The 18399-nt window shown below is 39.1% G+C and carries 13 protein-coding genes; 4 read left to right on the top strand and 9 right to left on the bottom strand.

Going from position 1 to position 18399, the window contains the following annotated elements:
* Positions 1–399: 399 nt before the first annotated feature.
* Positions 400–897, bottom strand: coding sequence for a hypothetical protein (locus MM214_RS17200; RefSeq protein ID WP_241297409.1), 498 nt, complete (start codon positions 895–897; stop codon positions 400–402).
* Positions 898–910: 13 nt separating this feature from the next.
* Positions 911–2017 (bottom strand): ferredoxin--NADP reductase, encoded by a 1107-nt coding sequence (locus MM214_RS17195; RefSeq protein WP_241297408.1) that lies wholly within the window; start codon positions 2015–2017, stop codon positions 911–913.
* A 303-nt stretch (positions 2018–2320) separates the two neighbouring features.
* Between MM214_RS17195 and purB the strand changes: the two genes are divergently transcribed.
* Complete coding sequence (purB, locus tag MM214_RS17190; RefSeq protein WP_241297407.1) at positions 2321–3667, top strand: adenylosuccinate lyase; 1347 nt, start codon at positions 2321–2323, stop codon at positions 3665–3667.
* 30 nt (positions 3668–3697) lie between these two features.
* Here purB and ctlX read toward each other — a convergent pair whose 3' ends face one another.
* On the bottom strand, positions 3698–4636 hold the full coding sequence (ctlX, locus tag MM214_RS17185; RefSeq protein ID WP_241297406.1) for a citrulline utilization hydrolase CtlX: 939 nt from the start codon (positions 4634–4636) through the stop codon (positions 3698–3700).
* 252 nt (positions 4637–4888) lie between these two features.
* Between ctlX and katG the strand changes: the two genes are divergently transcribed.
* Positions 4889–7165 carry a catalase/peroxidase HPI gene (gene katG / locus MM214_RS17180; RefSeq protein ID WP_290294636.1) on the top strand — a complete coding sequence of 759 codons (2277 nt, stop codon included), beginning with the start codon at positions 4889–4891 and terminating at the stop codon, positions 7163–7165.
* A 72-nt stretch (positions 7166–7237) separates the two neighbouring features.
* On the opposite strand, the gene MM214_RS17175 is transcribed toward katG, so the two are convergent.
* The 5 genes from MM214_RS17175 to MM214_RS17155 all read right to left on the bottom strand — a co-directional run bounded on the left by MM214_RS17175 (position 7238) and on the right by MM214_RS17155 (position 13163).
* On the bottom strand, positions 7238–8416 hold the full coding sequence (locus MM214_RS17175; RefSeq protein WP_241297405.1) for a hypothetical protein: 1179 nt from the start codon (positions 8414–8416) through the stop codon (positions 7238–7240).
* A gap of 202 nt (positions 8417–8618) precedes the next feature.
* A complete protein-coding gene (locus MM214_RS17170; protein WP_241297404.1) occupies positions 8619–9602 on the bottom strand; it encodes a DUF6340 family protein in 984 nt (327 codons plus the stop codon).
* Between the two features lie 150 nt (positions 9603–9752).
* Positions 9753–10466, bottom strand: coding sequence for a gluconate 2-dehydrogenase subunit 3 family protein (locus MM214_RS17165; protein ID WP_241297403.1), 714 nt, complete (start codon positions 10464–10466; stop codon positions 9753–9755).
* Between the two features lie 10 nt (positions 10467–10476).
* A complete protein-coding gene (locus MM214_RS17160; protein ID WP_241297402.1) occupies positions 10477–12219 on the bottom strand; it encodes a GMC oxidoreductase in 1743 nt (580 codons plus the stop codon).
* Positions 12220–12479: 260 nt separating this feature from the next.
* Positions 12480–13163 carry an arylesterase gene (locus MM214_RS17155; RefSeq protein WP_241297401.1) on the bottom strand — a complete coding sequence of 228 codons (684 nt, stop codon included), beginning with the start codon at positions 13161–13163 and terminating at the stop codon, positions 12480–12482.
* Between the two features lie 747 nt (positions 13164–13910).
* Here MM214_RS17155 and MM214_RS17150 point away from each other — a divergent pair.
* Together MM214_RS17150 and MM214_RS17145 are read left to right on the top strand one after the other, a co-directional pair.
* Positions 13911–14588, top strand: coding sequence for an ABC transporter ATP-binding protein (locus MM214_RS17150; protein WP_241297400.1), 678 nt, complete (start codon positions 13911–13913; stop codon positions 14586–14588).
* A complete protein-coding gene (locus MM214_RS17145) occupies positions 14581–17106 on the top strand; it encodes an ABC transporter permease (protein ID WP_241297399.1) in 2526 nt (841 codons plus the stop codon). Before MM214_RS17150 ends, MM214_RS17145 begins: the two co-directional genes overlap by 8 nt.
* Before the next feature lie 98 nt (positions 17107–17204).
* Here the strand turns inward: MM214_RS17145 and MM214_RS17140 are convergent, their stop codons facing one another.
* Positions 17205–17963 (bottom strand): DUF5995 family protein, encoded by a 759-nt coding sequence (locus MM214_RS17140; protein ID WP_241297398.1) that lies wholly within the window; start codon positions 17961–17963, stop codon positions 17205–17207.
* Between the last annotated feature and the right edge of the window lie 436 nt (positions 17964–18399).

Genomic DNA, 18399 nt, shown 5'->3' with positions numbered 1-18399 from the left:
TTCAACATCCTTGTCGAGCGTTGGGAAATTGGCTCTTTTGCAAAACTTGGATTGTGTGTCGGCTTGTGCGGTTTTGTCCCGATAAAAAATCTGGATCCCAATGTGCGGCTGGCTAAAATTATTTTTTAAAATGTGCGGTGAGTCCCGATAGCTATCGGGATTAAAACATTCGGGTCGGATTGTGTGTCGCCAAAGTCAGTCCGTATGTTCTTGTCAAGATATCAAAGTTCGTTTTTTGATGTCTGTTTTTTCGGAGTACGGGTGTTCTTTAGGCTTGCTTACAACTGCCAGGTTTATTTTGCGAATTGGGAAAGGGAAATTATTTGCACATGCGCTATTTCATGAAAAACCTGGAAGGTCTTCTCAGCTTATCTCAACGGCATTGAACCTACAATTCAATCAGCTTTCCTCCCTTGTCTTGATCCTAATCACCCGCTCTCTTTCCTCGCCTTTTAATCTCATGAGACGGACCATTCGATCAGGGCTTGGTTTGCCTAGTGATAGTAGTGCTAGGGTGATGGCATAAGCAATGATGTAGCCGTTGTTTTCGAAAAGGTATAGACCAAGTGGACTAAGGATACTACATAAAAGCAAAAGTTTTAACCTGTTCAAAGTAGCTGTTTTGTAAATATTTACTTTGTTTATCAATTCCATTGGTGCTTTAAGTGTTGCTTTTATAGCATTCTGGAAATTCAAGTAAGAAACAGCCAATACTGCATAAATACACCCCAACAATACATAGTCAATGATAATTGGTAGATCTGGTCTGTCAAGATCTAGGGTGTTGTTTTGTGAAATAAGGTAAACAATTGCAAATACTGGAATGGCACAAGCTATAATAATCAGTGATGATTTTTCTAAGCTATGATATATTGGTCTTATAGGATCTTTTTCCAAGGGAATTTCATTCTTATTCTATGATGATTTTAATGTCACTACTAGCGGCTTTAGATGAACAACACAGGATATAGCCTTCTGCAATTTCACCTGCACTTAGTCCAGCATCCTCGATCATGTCGACTTTGCCTGAGACTAACCTTCCTCTACATGCTGTGCAAAGGCCGCTTTGACAGCTGTATGGCATGTCGATGTTGTTGTCTAAACCGGCTTCTAAGATTGTCTTGTCTGGTGCGACTTCATAGGTGTAGTCCTGACCCTCGACGTTCACAGTGATCTCTCTCGTCAGTGACGGTCCGATCTCTCCACTTGCTTTCATGGCAGCTTCTTTCGCATCCAAATCACTGTAGAAGCTTTCTTCATGGATGATGGATTCAGGGATGTTTAGCTCTTTAAGTGTGTTCAGAGTAGTACTCATTAGCCCTTCTGGTCCGCATACAAAGTATCTTTTTTCTGTTTTTGAAGCATCTTCACTCCCGCTTAGTACTTCTTTGACCTTGGTAGAATCTAGTCGGCCTTTCATTCCAGTCCAGTCAGTGCTTGGTTGGCTGAGGTTGTGAATCACCTCGAGTTTTTCGGGATGCTGACTGACAAGGAGATCTATGTTTTTCTTAAAAATAATTTGCTCTTCATTTCTTGAACAGAAAAGTAAAGTCACTTTCGAGCTTGGTTCATTGATCAAGATTGATTTGATCAAACCCATGATAGGTGTGATTCCACTTCCGCCAGCGATCATAAAGTACTGGATGCTATTCTTCGAATGAAAATCTGTGGTGAAATTTCCCATGGGCTTCATGATCTCCATGGTTTTTCCCGGCCTCAGCTGATCATTGAGGTAGTTGGATACTATGCCGCCAGAGACTCTCTTGACGGAGATTCCAGGAAATGGGTCTACAAATGGAGAAGTACATAGGCTGTAAGATCGCCTTTCTTCTTTTCCATTGATATCTAAAATGACGGTGATAAACTGGCCTGGCTTATAGTCCAGATAGGGTTCAGGTTGCTCAAAATAAATGCTGACTGTATCAGGAGTTTCTTTTACAATCTCTCTGATTTTTAACGATAAATACTGATCACCTCTTGTAGGTTCAGATTTCTTTTTCTTAAATAAATTGAACATGCTTAGAATACTTTATACTACTTCTCCAAATTAGGGTAGCTACTTTTTGTATGTATCTCTACCTTCTCAATTTGACTATTAGCCTTCAGGTCAAACAACATAAAAATTCGAAACTGGTTTCAACTTCTATGGAAAATTATTGATTTGAACTGAATAATGGTTATGAATCTTTATTCCTCGCAAAGTTACTAAAATCATTTTACCAATTAGGTATATCTTATCAAATCGATTTTATTCTCCGTAGAGTAGCTGTTTTTGGGTATTATAGGCTAAATTTGCACACTCAAAACAAAAATTAAAATCATGAATCTTAGCCAACTGACAGCCGTCAGCTCTATAGACGGTAGGTATGGAAGCAAAACTGCACCATTGAGACCGTATTTTTCTGAATTTGCCCTGATCAAATATAGGGTGCATGTAGAGGTGGAGTATTTTATAGCTTTGTGTGAATTGCCTTTGCCTCAATTGAAGGAATTTGATAAAAGCTTGTTCATAGACCTTAGAAATGTGGTTAAGAACTTCTCCTTGGAAGATGCTACACAGATCAAAGAAACAGAAAAAGTCACTAATCATGATGTGAAAGCTGTCGAGTATTTCTTGAAAGAGAAGTTTGATAGTTTGAATTTGAGTGAATTCAAGGAGTTTATCCATTTCGGATTGACTTCTCAAGATATCAATAATACAGCTACACCACTGATGCTCAAAGATGGACTAGCGCAAGCTGTACTTCCATTGCTGGACCAAGTGATGAGTAATTTGAAAAGTAGGGTAGAGGAGTGGAGAGATGTCTCTATGCTTGCCAAGACTCACGGTCAACCAGCTTCTCCAACCAAGCTAGGGAAAGAGTTCCAGGTTTTTGTGACTAGAGTAGAAAAGCAACTAGAGCTCTTAGAGACAGTTCCTTATGCTGCCAAATTTGGCGGCGCTACAGGGAATATGAACGCGCACCATGTAGCTTATCCAGAAATTGATTGGATGACTTTTGCTAATGGTTTTGTGGTTGACTATTTGGGCTTAGTGAGAAGTTATCCAACTACCCAAATTGAGCATTATGATAATTTAGCGGCCTTATTTGATGGATTAAAAAGAATCAATACGATCCTTTTGGATCTTTCGAAGGACGTATGGCAATATGTAGCAATGAATTATTTCAAGCAAAAAATAAAAGCAGGGGAAATAGGTTCATCAGCTATGCCGCATAAGGTAAACCCAATCGATTTTGAGAATGCTGAAGGCAACTTAGGGATTGCTAATGCGCTTTTTGACCACCTATCCGCCAAGCTACCAATCAGTAGGTTGCAGAGGGATTTGACTGATAGTACTGTATTGCGGGTGATTGGTGTTCCTTTGGGGCACATGCTTATTGCACTAGAATCTTTGGTCAAAGGTCTGAACAAGCTTGAATTGAATCAAGCAGCCATAGACGCAGACTTGAATGAAAACTGGGCAGTAGTAGCAGAGGCTATTCAGACTGTTTTGAGAAGGGAGGGGTATCCGAAGCCTTATGAAGCTTTAAAAGACTTGACAAGAACCAATACCAAGATCACGGAGCAGTCTATAGCGGATTTTATCGATCAGCTTCAAGTGAGTGATGCTATCAAAATCGAATTGAAGAAAATCAGCCCATTCAACTATACAGGGCTGTTTTAATAGTTTTCAACTCAAATGATTGCTTGTGCATTAATCTCTTGGTAAGAAGATTTCAGCCATCATGCACCTGACACTTCCACCACCGATTTTTTCGATCGTGGGAATGTCAGGTGTTATTATTTTGGTGTATTTCAAAATGCTATTTTTTTGAGCCTTTGAAAGTGAATCATAAGCTGTTTGCGACATGATTGTAAATGATTGACCGGAAGTATTTTTTACTTCCAGCATATTTCCAGCAAAGCTGAATTTTTGCTTAGCGGTGATTGGGATGATTTTTTTGCCACTTTGCTCTAATGTTTCCTTCAGTTTTAATTTTTCGGAAGAATGCTGCACACTGTCCAAACAAACTACAGCTACTTGTGAACCCACATGCATCATGACATTGGTATGGTAGATTGGAGAAGGGATGTCCTCAATAAGTTGTGTAGCTTCAAAATCACATATTTCATAAGACAAGAGCCTAGCAAGGTATTGTAAAGGAATGTCTTGGGTTCTTATAGACTTACAGGCATAAGCTATGTCGTTTACACGGTCAAATATAAGACTTCCAGTACCTTCAAGGAATTGATTGTCTTGCTCAAAAAAGCTTAAATCTACCACCTCATTGATTTTGAAACCTTCACTCATCAATATTTCTAAAATATCTTTTCTACGTTCTAAGCGTCTATTTCGGGAGAACATAGGATACAAAATTACTGTGCCGTCTTGATGCGTGCTAAACCAATTATTTGGAAATATAGCGTCAGATTTTGAGGGAGTGGCAGTATCTTCTATCACGATCACTTCGATATCGTTGGATCTAAGTAAATTGACAAAAGTATCAAATTCAGCTTGGGCGAGTTGATTGATTTCATTATCCCCTCTAGCGTCTTTTTGTTGATAAAAGTTGTTCTCGGCAGTTTCTACATTGAAGCCAAAATTTGCAGGTCTTACCATAACAATGGTGGAGGTAGTCTGAGCCTTTTTCATAGGTTGATTTTTGATCTAAATTACCAAAAATCACATCATATGGTTCAATATTTCATTTTTTTTAAACTTGAAAATTTGATTTGATCTAATCTGGCCAGAATGCATGTTTTTGTCTATCAGTTGATCACCTTATTTCGAAATTGTTTGATAACATTTCTCAATTACATATAGAAATTATCGATTTCCTTCATGATTCGATAGATAATACTTTTGTGATTCCGAAATGACAGTTAAAAACAATTAATATTTCATATGAAGAAGATTTGTTATACATGGATACTACTGTTTAGTGTAGTGATTAGTGCAATTTCACAAGAGATGCCAACCCCTGATGGTTGGTCAGGAGCAACAAAAAAGAGTCCCTCTGCAAAGAAGGCTACTAGCAATATAGATTGGTGGCCGAATCAATTGAACTTGGGGATTCTCCGACAGCATTCTTCCCTATCCAACCCTATGGGAGAAGATTTTGATTATGCAGCTGCATTCAATAGTCTAGATTATGCTGCTTTGAAGCAGGATTTGAAAGACTTGATGACAGATTCTCAAGATTGGTGGCCAGCGGATTTTGGACACTATGGTGGACTATTTATCAGAATGGCTTGGCATAGTGCTGGAACATACAGAACAGGTGACGGTAGAGGAGGGTCTAGGTCAGGACAGCAGCGATTTGCCCCCCTGAACAGTTGGCCTGATAATGGCAACTTGGACAAAGCCCGTAGGTTACTTTGGCCAATCAAACAAAAATACGGTAATAAAATATCATGGGCAGACTTGATGGTCTTAACGGGTAATGTAGCTTTAGAATCTATGGGTTTTGAGACTTATGGCTTTGCGGGTGGTCGTGAAGATACTTGGGAGCCAGAGCTAGATGTATATTGGGGAAAGGAAAAAGAATGGCTTGATGACAAAAGGTATAGCGAAGGCAGGAAACTAGAGAACCCACTTGCAGCAGTTCAGATGGGATTGATCTATGTGAATCCAGAAGGGCCAAATGGTAATCCAGACCCAGTACTTGCAGCCCATGATATCAGAGAGACTTTCGGAAGAATGGGGATGAACGACGAGGAGACTGTTGCTTTGATAGCTGGAGGACATACCTTAGGTAAAACACACGGTGCTGGTCCAGCTGATCATGTAGGGCCGGAGCCAGAAGCTGCGGATATAGAAGAGCAAGGTTTCGGTTGGAAAAGTTCTTACAAATCAGGCAAAGGTGCTGATGCAATTACCTCAGGTCTTGAAGTGACATGGACTTCTACTCCAGCACAGTGGAGTCACGACTATTTGACATTTCTTTTCAAGTATGATTGGGAACTCACCAAAAGTCCCGCTGGAGCTCATCAGTGGGTAGCCAAGGATGCTGGAAACATCATCCCTGATGCCTTTGATGCTGAAAAGAAGCAGCCTCCATACATGTTGACCACTGATTTGTCGTTGAGATATGATCCCGTTTATGAGAAAATTTCTCGCAAGTTTTTAGAAGATCAAGATGCTTTCAATAAGGCTTTTGCTAAAGCTTGGTTTAAACTTACACATAGAGATATGGGGCCAAACACAACTTATCTTGGCCCGGAAGCCCCTGATGAAGATTTGATTTGGCAAGATCCTGTACCAGCATTGAATCATCCAGTAATCAATGAGAGTGATATTCAAAATCTCAAAAAGCAACTATTGAACAGTGGATTGACATCTACAGAATTGATAACCACTGCTTGGGCATCCGCTTCTACTTACAGAGAATCTGATAGGAGAGGTGGGGCTAATGGTGCTAGAATAAGGCTTGAGCCCATGAGAAATTGGGAAGTGAATAACCCAACACAATTAACGAAAGTATTACAAACTTTAGAGAAAATTCAAGAGCAATTTAACTCCAAGTCCAAAGATAGAAAGGTTTCCTTGGCCGACTTGATTGTTCTTGGTGGGACAGCAGCTGTAGAAAGTGCAGTATCGAACGCAGGCTTTGAATTCAATGTTCCTTTCAGCCCAGGACGTACAGATGCATCAGCTGAGATGACTGATATAGCTTCATTTGAGCTACTTGAGCCAATGGCGGATGGGTTTAGAAACTATTTGAAAACAAAGTATACTGTTTCTACAGAGGAGTTGCTAGTTGATAAAGCTCAATTGTTAACCTTAACTGCACCTGAAATGACTGTCTTAGTAGGAGGTATGAGGACCTTAGGAGCCAACTTTGATGGATCAAATCATGGAGTATTTACGCAAGACAAAGAGAAGCTTACCAATGATTTTTTTGTGACCCTATTGGATATGAGTACTGAATGGAAGGCAGTAGATGAAGCAAAAGAGGTATTTGAAGGGAAAGATAGAGTTACTGGAGAAACCAAGTTTACGGCTACGAGAGCTGACTTGATCTTTGGTTCACATTCAGAACTACGAGCCTTGGCTGAGGTTTATGCACAGCAAGATAACCAAGAAAAGTTTGTCAAAGACTTTATTGCCGCTTGGGTAAAAGTAATGAACTTAGATCGCTTTGATCTGAAATATAAAAAAATAGAAACAGGAGCAAGTTAAGATAAAGATGGTTGATCCATTGTTGAGTCTAGGATTCGATAATGGATCAACTTTTTGTTTTATGGCTTTTCATCATTTTGATACAAGTTTGGCTTTGTAAATCAATTCATAATCCAACTCTTCTTCTTGATTGTAGGCTAGCCAAAATGCACCTTCGTTGTCAACAAAAGAAATTCTCCAAGTTTTGTCAGGGAAATTAAGAGGGGTTAGATTTCCTTCTGAATCTACTACTGCATATTTCTTTTTGTTTTTCTGAAATACACTAGAGAACAATACATTGGGATCCGAATTTTCAGCTTCCAAATCACTAAACTCACTGTCCGAAAGTCCGGAAGAATATTCAATGATGATTTTCTCATCCTGAACAAAAATCTGTTCAATACGACCATATGAAAAATCACGAGGATTGATCATGATATTTCCAAGGTCAGCTTTTGACGGGTCTAACCCCTTCTTTAATTCAAATTTTTCTGCATTTACTGAAATGGTTTTTGACGGATTGTCCAAATTTTCTAAGCTGTAGATATATATTTTTGGATCATTCTTGAAAGCTAGATATAATTTGTTTTTGTGAATCCTCATGGCAGGCATAATAGCCATTACATCATGAATTTCATCTTGATTGTTGAACCTGGATTCTTCAGGGAAAGTAATAATTCCCTTAAAATCTCCCTCTTTTAAATCGATCAATTCTAGCTGAGTAGCTTCTGGGTTGATATAATAGTTCATTTTCTCGTCTCTACCCATCAAGTGAACAATGGCTTTGTCCTCACTTATGAAAAGTAAGTTGTCAGCGTCAGCTTGGATGAAAGATACATTTGAAGTGAAGTCTGGAGATGCTTTTCTGGTCTGATTTCCTTCAAAATCAAAAGCTGAGATACCTTTGCGGCCCATAATAGCCCATTCATTTGACTTGGTGAATTGTGGTCTTGATAATGCGGATGGACCTATTGCATCTGGTTGATCTCCTGTTTTGTTGAATGAATTCAAAATTTTTCCTTCAGAAGAAATCAACAAAATATCTTTCTTTTGCCAATCAGATACAAGAAAATGTTTACCATCCTTACTGATAGCAGACCAATTGACTTCTCCTATGTAGTCCACCATTACAGAATCTATGATTTCAAATGTATATGCATTTACTTCTTGTTTTTCTTTTTGTTGATTTGACTGGCTACAGCTTGTAAAAACTAAAAGACTTAAAGAGAAAAGTGTAAATAATCGGATTGAGAGCAAAGTTGAGTTTTCCATTATTTGATGCGGTGTTTGTCAAGATATTTTCTAAGCTTAAGGCTTTTTACAGGGCGATTTAAGCGGTAGATTTGAATATCAATAAGTGAGCAATAAGCTCTTAATAGATTCTCAATATAACGAAAAAATTAAAAAATAAAAATTGCATCAAGTCGAATCGTCGCTACTTGATGCAAAAAAGATAATCGTCGGTAATTACGAATTAGAAATCTCTTTTCAATTGCTGCCTTAGTCGTTCTTCTTGCATGATTCTGGTATTCAGTTGATCAGCATAAGCACGGCCTTGTTTCAATCCATAGTTGGTGTAGGCTCTTCCAGCCCAAAATTTCGCTGATTCAAGCTCGCCAAGGACTTCATATCCCACTGCAATATTGTAACATATTCTACCTCCTTCTTTCTCATTTATGGCGTCATTTAAGCCATCTTTCCATACATCTATGGCTTCCTCCCATTGATTGACTTCACCATGTCTAGCACCCAATACCAAAGCTATATTGCTTTTAGGTTTTTGGAATATGGTTCTATTTATATTAAGGTACATGGGGGCGATTCTATGGGCATAGCTCGTGCCAGCTACTTGTCCCACATACTGAGTAGCCTTTGCTTTATCAATCATCAAGGCGAGAGCCTGAGCTCTTGTTTCTGCTTCGGCTGACCACAAATTTGTCTTTTCGAAGTCTCTTTGATCGGTGATATTTTTACTTTGAGGATCATAAAGCCTAAATCCAACTTTTACAGAAGCTACACCTTCAGCATATATTCCTTGTACTTCTACAGTTCTTGAGTTCCTCCCTTCTCCTTCGGTTTTTTTGATAAGCTGTTTCTTATCAGTGATAATAAAATCAGAGCTGAACTTTTCTAATGCGAGGACTGCATCTGCTTCATACTCATTGCATAGGGCCTCTATTTGTGGCCAAGTGAGGGGAGTGGGAAATACCTGCGCAAACAAGCCGCCTTTTAGCCTTTCTCTAGCTCGAATTACTTCAAATCTAGGGGAAGTGTTGAGTTCTTGTTGTACTGAGCTGATAGTTGCTTCTACGGCATTGCGCACTTCAAACGGCACTTCTCCACTGATGAGTCCCTCTAAGGCTGCAAGTCCTTCATTCAATGGAGCAGTTCTATCTACTATCAAAAGCCTCTGAACATGGTTAGGAACGTCTATTTCTGCGGGCATTAGTCGAGACATATTTACATTTTTGGTGCAGCTTACTAGCACAAAAACAAATAGCAACGGCAAAAAGATTTTTTTCAATGTGATTAGCTTTTTCATAAATCTGAATAATAGCTCAAAATTAAAAAAGCCACTGAATTACAGTGGCTTTTTTATCAAATTATTTTAAGCTTTTCTGAGGATATTGCCCTCGGCATCCCATTCTGCAAGCTGACCTCGCTCATCTGGCTTGAGGTAGATGTCAATATATTTTTCTGGCAATTCAAAACCATGGGCTTTCATGATATGATCTGGTACACCATCCCAGACATTAGGCCTATTGCCTACGTAGCCCAGATACTTGAAGCCTGGCTCAGTCGTGAAATATCCAGTGGCTGTCAAGTTTCTTACCATATTGAAAAACATCACTCCGCCGATATGCTCTGGTTTTGCTTTGTCAGGCCATGCGATTTCGTCAATGATTTTCATCTTGTCAGTCTCATTAAGATCGAGAAATGCCTTATCAAAATGATCTCTACTGTAATGATCTAGCCACAGGAGACCGCCCCTCATGGGGATTTGATAAGCCGGATAATCTTTCATCATGAATTCTATGAAATCCACCACGCCCACATCAGTGGCACTTGGAGATTCTGCATCAGCTGGTATAATGATGTCAGCTAATACTGCTAGTTTTTTCTTTTCTTCTTCTGTAAGAAACACATCGGAAAGTAGTCTTTGGTCGATATTGATCTCATCATCAGTACGACCTCCCGCCGTTCCTCCAGGATTTACTGGAGAAAGCGCAGCTTGTTTCTCTTCTGGGGTACAGTTGGTAAGTAAAAATCCTGAAGCCAAGGCTCCAGTGAAAAGGAGTTTGAGGTTTTCTCTTCTGTTCATGGTCTCGGATTTAGATGTTTTTCTTCTTCAGTTCGGATACAATATAATCAGAAGTCCTCCAGCTCAATGCCAAAATTGTCCAAGTTGGATTTTTGTCTGCTTGCGAAACAAATGGTCCTGCATCTACTACAAATAAGTTGTTGCAATCATGTGCTTGGCAGTTGCTATTTAGTACGGAAGTTTCTGGGGTATTTCCCATTCTAGTAGTACCCACCTCATGGATTATTCTGCCTGGAGTGGCCAAGCCATATAAAGATTCGGGACCTGGCTTGCTTCCTAGAAGTGTACCACCAGCATTGGTAATGATTTCTTCGAAGGTCTCATGCATATGCTTGGCTTGCAGTATCTCATCTTGGGTCCACTGATAGTTGAATCTCAATACGGGAATTCCATATTTATCCACTACAGTTGGGTCTATTTCACAATAGTTCGTGTACTGTGGCACACTTTCTCCTCTACCTGACATGCCCAAAGTCGATCCTTGTATCCTCCGGATATCTTTTTTCAATCCTTCTCCATAACCTCCATTGGGACTTGGATTGCCAAACTCATCTTTGAGATGCTTTCTCATGGTGTCCATCGCAAAACCCACTCCATAAGAAGGCATTCCCATTCCACCCCAATACTCAATGTGATATCCACGAGCAAAATCTAACTTCTTGTTGTCTAGCCACCATGGCGTATAGACGTGCATTCCGCCCACACCATCCTCATTGTAACGCTCTCTTTCCATCAACTCTGGAAGGATTCCCATCCTATCAGCGCCCGTAGAATCATGGAGGTATCGACCGACCATACCTGTGCTATTTCCGATTCCGTTTGGATGTGATTTGGACTTCGAATTTAGCATGATACGGGCTGATTCACATGCTGAGGCACCTAGTACAACCACCCTAGATTTGAGTTTGTATTCTTTAAGATCTACTTTGCTTATGAAGGACACCCCAGTAGCTTTTCCTTGATCGTCTGTAGTGACTTTTCTTACCATAGAATTGGTGTAAAGGTCTACTTTACCCTTTTTCATAGCAGGATGTACCAGACAGGTTCCAGAAGAAAAATCAGCGTAGGCCTGACATGCTCTATTGCATTGATTGCAGAAAAAACACACCCCTCTTTCGTTATTGATTGGTCTAGTGAGTACAGATAGTCTTGAGGGAATTACAGGGATATTGGCTTTTTTGGCACCTTTCATCATGTACATTTCATGAAGACGCGGCTTCGGAGGGGGTAGAAAAAAACCATCTGGCTCATTTCTCCAACCTTCTTTGGATCCAAATACACCGATTAGTTTGTCTACTTTATCATAGTAAGGCTTCAGATCATCGTAGCCTATAGGCCAGTTATCTCCAAGACCATCAATATCCTTTCTTTTGAAATCGTCTGGCCCAAAGCGAAGTGATATCCTTCCCCAGTGATTGGTTCTTCCTCCTACCATTCTAGACCTGAACCAATCGAACTTTGTACCTTTGGTATTGGTATAAGGTTCACCTTCAATGTCCCATCCACCAATGGCAGCATCAAAATCTCCAAATGGTCTTATTCTTGTGCTGTTTCCTCTTCTGGGAGATTCCCAAGGGAACCTAAGCTGGGTTCTATCTTCGTCTTTTGCAGGATCAAAGTCTGCTCCAGCTTCTACTACTGCTACTGAAAGTCCCGCCTCTGATAAAATTTTGGAAGCCATTCCGCCTCCAGCTCCAGATCCTACGATGATCACATCATATGGCTCTGCGGTAGATTTGATTTCAAAACTCATGTACTCAACTTTAAGGGGTTATTGTTTGTAAGATTAATAAATTTTCTTCGAATTTGAAGGCTTTATACAGCCTGAACCTTCATTTTTGAAGTGAAATATTGATGAGTGGTAAAAATGCCTCAAAATCTGGAAATATCCAAGCTAAAAGGTTTTAGTTTTTTAATTCAATGAACGAAGAATTCAATTCACAAAGAGTCATGAGTCATGTGAGCAGTGAAAGCTATTTTGAATGTTTTTCAGTGGAGTTTAGGGATACAATTTTAAATTCTTTCTTCGATATAAGGCCATATGTTTTGAAAGATAATTTTATGACCTTCTGCTGTCGGATGTATACCATCTGGAAGATTGAGGTCAGGATTACCAGCCACACCTTCTAGTAAGAATGGGATTAAGGTTACTTTTTCATCCTGAGCTATTTGAGGATACATTTGTCTAAATTCCTCTGTATATTCTCTTCCCATGTTTGGTGGAATCTGCATGCCTGCTAGGATGATGTGTGTTTCTGGATATTTGGATCGCACCAATTGAATGATGCTCTTCAGGTTTTTTTTTGATTCTGACAAACTTATGCCTCTCAAACCATCATTGCCACCAAGCTCAAGTACGAAAATATAAGGCTCATCTTCTAGAAACCAGTCTAATCTACTGAGACCACTAGCGGTAGTTTCTCCAGAAAGCCCACCATTAATGACTTTATAGGGCAACTTCAAAGAATCAATTTCCGAAGCCACTAGACCTGGAAATGACTCTTCTTCATCAATTCCATATCCCGCAGAAAGGCTGTTTCCAAAAAACAAAATTATTTTTTGTTCAGCTGAGGTGGAAGTTAATTCATTTGTGAAGCGTTCATTTGACTTTTCTTCGGATGATTTGCTGCTACATGACAACATCATGGAAACACAAAGGAAGAGGATTGAGAGATGATTAGTTTTTAATATGTTCATTTTGATTCTATATCGATACTTTAAATTGATTTTTACGAAATTTATAAACTTTGAAATGTTTATCCCTTTAGATGTCAGTAACCAAGTCATGTTTGGGGTTTTTAGGATTCTGAAATTAATAGATACTGTATCCTCATAGGCGGACAAGTTAATAGTTGATACTAATCCCAAAGTAATCTATTTTTTGGATGGATTATATCTTCTTTTATAAAAACGGATGTACGTAAACTTTGATAAGTAATAGCTTAAATTAATACCTATTCAGTGACTGTACCCACATTTTCTTTATTTTCTCACATGTCAAACAAGGATTGCTTAGAGAATAGTTTATATAAAATTAATTTTTGTGAAATTACTGATTAGCGTCAGAACTAATTTTACATATTTTGGATATACGGAACTTTGCCAATAACATTACAAAATTCCGGTTTATCTAACTTCCGATATAAATTGATATTGGATACTTATGGATATTGACCATTAAGAACCGGTTCAGCCAATGAATTGAAGTTACTGGCAAAAAAGCGTATAATCAGATTACATATTTATAAAAGTAAAAAATCTGTAGAGATTGGGAATTTTGCTTTTTGTATTGTCTTGGAAAGGAAGTTTCAATATTTCAATGGCAATACAGTATTGATATAGTCAAAAAATAGATAATCCTATTAACTTTATCAACTCATGCGACATCTTAAATTTGAGATGTCACGTTTAAGCTTTTCATACCTCTAAAGTAATCGATATTTCATGAGCATACTAACCGTAAATAACGTTTCCAAAATTTACCAAAGTGGGAGCAAAAGTCTGACTGTACTCGACCAAGTTAATTTTGAAATACATGAAGGTGAAAGGATTGCGATAGTTGGTCCCTCTGGTTCTGGAAAGACAACCCTTTTAGGATTGTGTGCAGGTCTGGATGCGGCTTCTTCTGGCTCTGTTATTTTGGGTGGTCACATGTTCGAAAAGCTTAATGAGGATGAAAGGGCCGCAGTGAGGAGCAAGCTTATTGGTTTTGTTTTTCAAAATTTTCAGCTTTTACCTACCCTTACAGCTTTGGAAAATGTAATGGTGCCTTTGGAGCTCAAAAAGCGAAAAGATGCTAAAGAGAAAGCTATGGAACTATTAGAGAAGGTAGGGCTGAAAGATAGAGTGACGCATTACCCTACACAACTTTCAGGAGGTGAGCAGCAGCGGGTTTCTATTGCTAGGGCTTTTGCCAATGAGCCAAAGATTTTATTTGCGGATGAGCCGACTGGGAATTTGGATACAGATACTGGAGAATTGATAGAAAACTTAATTTTTGAATTGAATAAAGCACAGGGGACAACCTTGGTTTTGGTCACGCATGATATCGAATTAGCGAAAAGAACTGACCGCATTATCAATATCAAAGGTGGTAGAATTCAGGAGGCGAGTCATGAGTAATTTTGCATGGGGATGGAGCATGGCCCTGCGAGATTTTCGCAGAAACTTTTCAAGATTGACCTTATTCGTCTCCTCTATGGTAGTGGGAATAGCTGCTTTGGTGGCGATCAGCTCCTTTGGAGACAATCTCAAATCAGATATAGAGAATCAGTCCAAGGAATTAGTGGGTGCAGATTTGGTTTTAGAAAATAATAAGCCTTTAGATATTCAAGCACCAGACTCTTTGGCAGTCAGGCAAGCTGACGAGGTCAATTTTGCAAGTATGGTGTTGTTTCCTAAATCAGGCGATTCTAGACTCACCCAAGTGAGGATGCTGGAGGGGGAGTATCCTTTTTATGGCGCTTTAGAGACGATTCCTGATAATGCTACTGAAGTTTTTCGATCTGGAGGTAAGAAAGCGCTGGTGGAAAAAGTGTTAATGGCACAGTTCAATGCAGCAGTAGGGGATAGTATAAAAGTCGGTGACTTGACATTTGAAATTGTCGGCGAGCTTCAAAAGGTGCCAGGACAGACAGGTATCACTGCGACAGTTGCACCTGCAGTATATATTCCGCTTGAATATGGAGAAGCTACGGGTTTAATTCAGTTTGGTAGTAGGTTGCGTTATGTTAGGTATTATCAATTTGAAGAAAGCATCAATGTAGATGAGTTGGTCGAGCGATTTGAGACGCAATGGGAAGAGGAAAAGGTAAGTGTAGATACTGTAGAGGAAAGAAGAAAGCGAACAGGCCGCTCATTTGATAATTTGGCTAGTTTTCTAAGCCTGGTGGCATTTATAGCTTTGCTTCTGGGATGTGTAGGAGTAGCAAGTGCTGTCAATGTTTTTGTGAAAGAAAAACTGTCTTCTGTTGCAGTGCTAAGGTGTTTGGGGGTTTCTTCTTGGCAAGCACTTCAGATCTATATGATGCAGATTTTGATCATGGGATTCTTTGGAGCAGTTCTTGGAGCAGCGTTGGGGTCTGTACTTCAGTATGTCTTACCAGTAGTTTTTGTGGATTTTCTCCCAGTGGAGGTGAGTGTTTCTTTGTCGTGGAAAAGTATTGGACTAGGGATTATCACTGGGATGTTGGTTGCTTTTCTTTTTGCTTTATTGCCCTTATTAAAAATGCGTAAAGTGTCTCCCATGGCTACTTTGAGGCCAGAGGAAGGGGAAGTGAAAGTAAGCCGTGACCCTTTAAGGTGGATGGTAATCTTGGGGATTCTTTTATTTGTTTTTGGTTTCAGTTATAGTTTATTAGGAGACTGGAAGGCCGCATTGGGATTTACAGGGTTTGTCATATTTTCTTTCGGAGTATTGTGGTCTGTTGCTTTGATGGTCATGTGGGTTATCAGAAGGTTCTTGCCTATCAGCTTGAGCTATCCTGTCAGACAATCGTTAGCGAACCTTTATAGGCCAAACAATCAGACGACATCTTTGATTGCTACAATAGGACTAGGTACTGCCATGATCAGCACTTTGTTTTTTGTTCAAGGCTTGTTGTTAGAAGAAGCAAAATTTGCTGACAAGGAAGACCAACCGAATATGCTGCTTTTCGATATTCAGGATCACCAAATTGAATCCGTAGTTCAAAAGGTAAAAGCTGAAGGGATTCCTGTGCTCCAGCAAGTCCCCATAGTTACTATAGGTTTAGAGGCTATCAATGGGCTTACCAAAAAAGCAAACGATACTTTGCCAGAAGAAGAGCAAAGATCAAGGAGTTTGTACAATAGAGAGTTTAGAGTGACTTATCGTGATACATTGACTTCTTCTGAGAGATTGGTAAAAGGGTCACTAAGAAAGGTGAATAGCCAAGGAGACAGTGTTTTCGTTTCCTTTGATCAAAGTTATGCTTTGAGGACTGGTTTAAGCCTTGGGGATGAGATTATTTTTAATGTGCAGGGTAGACCGATCAAAACATATATAGGAAGTTTCAGAGATGTGAAATTCAACCAAGTATCTACAAATTTCCTAGTATTATTTCCCGAAGGAGTTCTTGAGCGTGCTCCTAAGTTTCATGTAGTCATTACCAAGACCAAAAATGATAGGCAAGCCGCACAGGTTCAATCCAATATAGTGAGGTCATTTCCTAACGTATCTGTGGTCAATCTCGGGGCGATTGTAGAGACTTTGGAGGAGATTCTTGGCAAAATTAGTTTTGTGATTCAATTCATGGCATTTTTTAGTATCGCTACTGGTATATTGGTTTTGATCAGCTCATTGATCATAAGCAAATACCAAAGGATGCGAGAAAGTATACTATTGAGGACACTGGGGGCAGACAGTTCTACAGTTCGGAAAATCAATACTTTGGAATATTTTTTCCTTGGATCTCTGGCGTCTTTGAGCGGAATTGTGCTTTCATTTTTGGCTACTTATTTGCTAAGCAAGTTTGTGTTTCAAATCCCATTCAGGGGAGCTTTTGAGGAGGCATTTGTGGTCTATTTATGCTTGACTTTGTTGACCATTCTTCTAGGTTGGCTCAATGGTCGACAAGTAATCAATAAGCCACCTATGGAGATTCTAAGAAGCAATGGTTAATGTTAAAGATGTTTTACTAGGTTATAGGTGGGGGGGTAGAAATCAGAAGTGAGAGAAAAAGAGAAGCTTTAGCTAGATTGGTAAACTTGGAGATAAATTCATTTCCCCGCTGTTTTCACCACATGGTCAAGCTGTTTCATGTTGCTTGTGACAGATCTCCATTCGGTGAAGCTGATGATTCTCAGTATATTACTTAGCCTAGTTCCAGGGCGAATCATTTCTTCAGCCAACCCCGCAATAATTTGGTCTCGAGTTGAAATACATTCAGCTTTGTCCAAGGCAAGATAATAGTCATTTGCAAATCTCCATGCTCCATCTCTCGCTACGCTAATGCTGAAGTTTACTAATATTTCATCCTTACCTTTTGCCAACTTGATGAGTAGTCTGAATAATGGAGACAACGCCCCAATGTTGTTTTTCACGCCATCTACCAATTCGCCAAGTACCCCGTTTATATTGTCAAAATCATTTTTGATTGTTGATAAGTTGGCGGCTCCTACTGTTTCTACTGCAGCAATCCCGAGATCTAAATTTATGTGTGCATTTATTCCTAGAAGAAGGTGTTGTAGTACAATATGATGCTTGTCTTTGGCAGCATCAAAAGCTGTCTGCCAGCTTATAGTAATCGAGCTTCTTGACTTATATCCTTCATAAGCATCAATGAACCTTTTAGCAAATATAATATCCAGTATCTCCATTCTAGGGTTGTCTTCAAACTCACCGTCGGCTATGCCCAATGCTATGCGCACAGTTACTTGCCTATAAAGTATGGCGAAATACCCTATTCGGGAGCTTTCAGACTCACATTCTTCGATTATTTGATCCATTTTAGTGATAACTTCTTGAATAGTATTCATAGGATATTAGCTTTTTGATAAAGTTATGATTTCCAAATAAATTCAAAAAGTTGTTTTGGAAAAATATAATTCTGTAGTCAAATGAAAATCCATAAATTATTTTTGATTTCATTAGGTCAATGATCATATGTTATTGATGAAAGCTTGATTCGTTAAATGCACAAATTAGATTTTTGTATACCAGTAGCAGTTTTGTTTCTAATAATTGATAATGTCAAAATCATTGGTTTTGGGAGGGTTGATCACCAAATGAAAATTGGAGTATAAAAAACTTTGGAAAAATTTTCTCAAAGTTTTATGGTAGTTTGTTATGTTTTTGTTATGTTTAGAAAATTTTGGTAGCGAAAAAACTCACAAAGTTTAAAATTTACCAAAGTAAATATGGCTGAAGTCAGTTGCAAATAAACCCAACAAAGGAATCTTTTTCAAAGATTCC

The sequence above is a fragment of the Belliella kenyensis genome, assembly GCF_022549675.1.
GTDB classification, from domain to species: domain Bacteria; phylum Bacteroidota; class Bacteroidia; order Cytophagales; family Cyclobacteriaceae; genus Belliella; species Belliella kenyensis.
The sequence above is the reverse complement of the archived record's forward strand: the minus strand, read 5'-3'. Positions and strand labels throughout refer to the sequence as shown.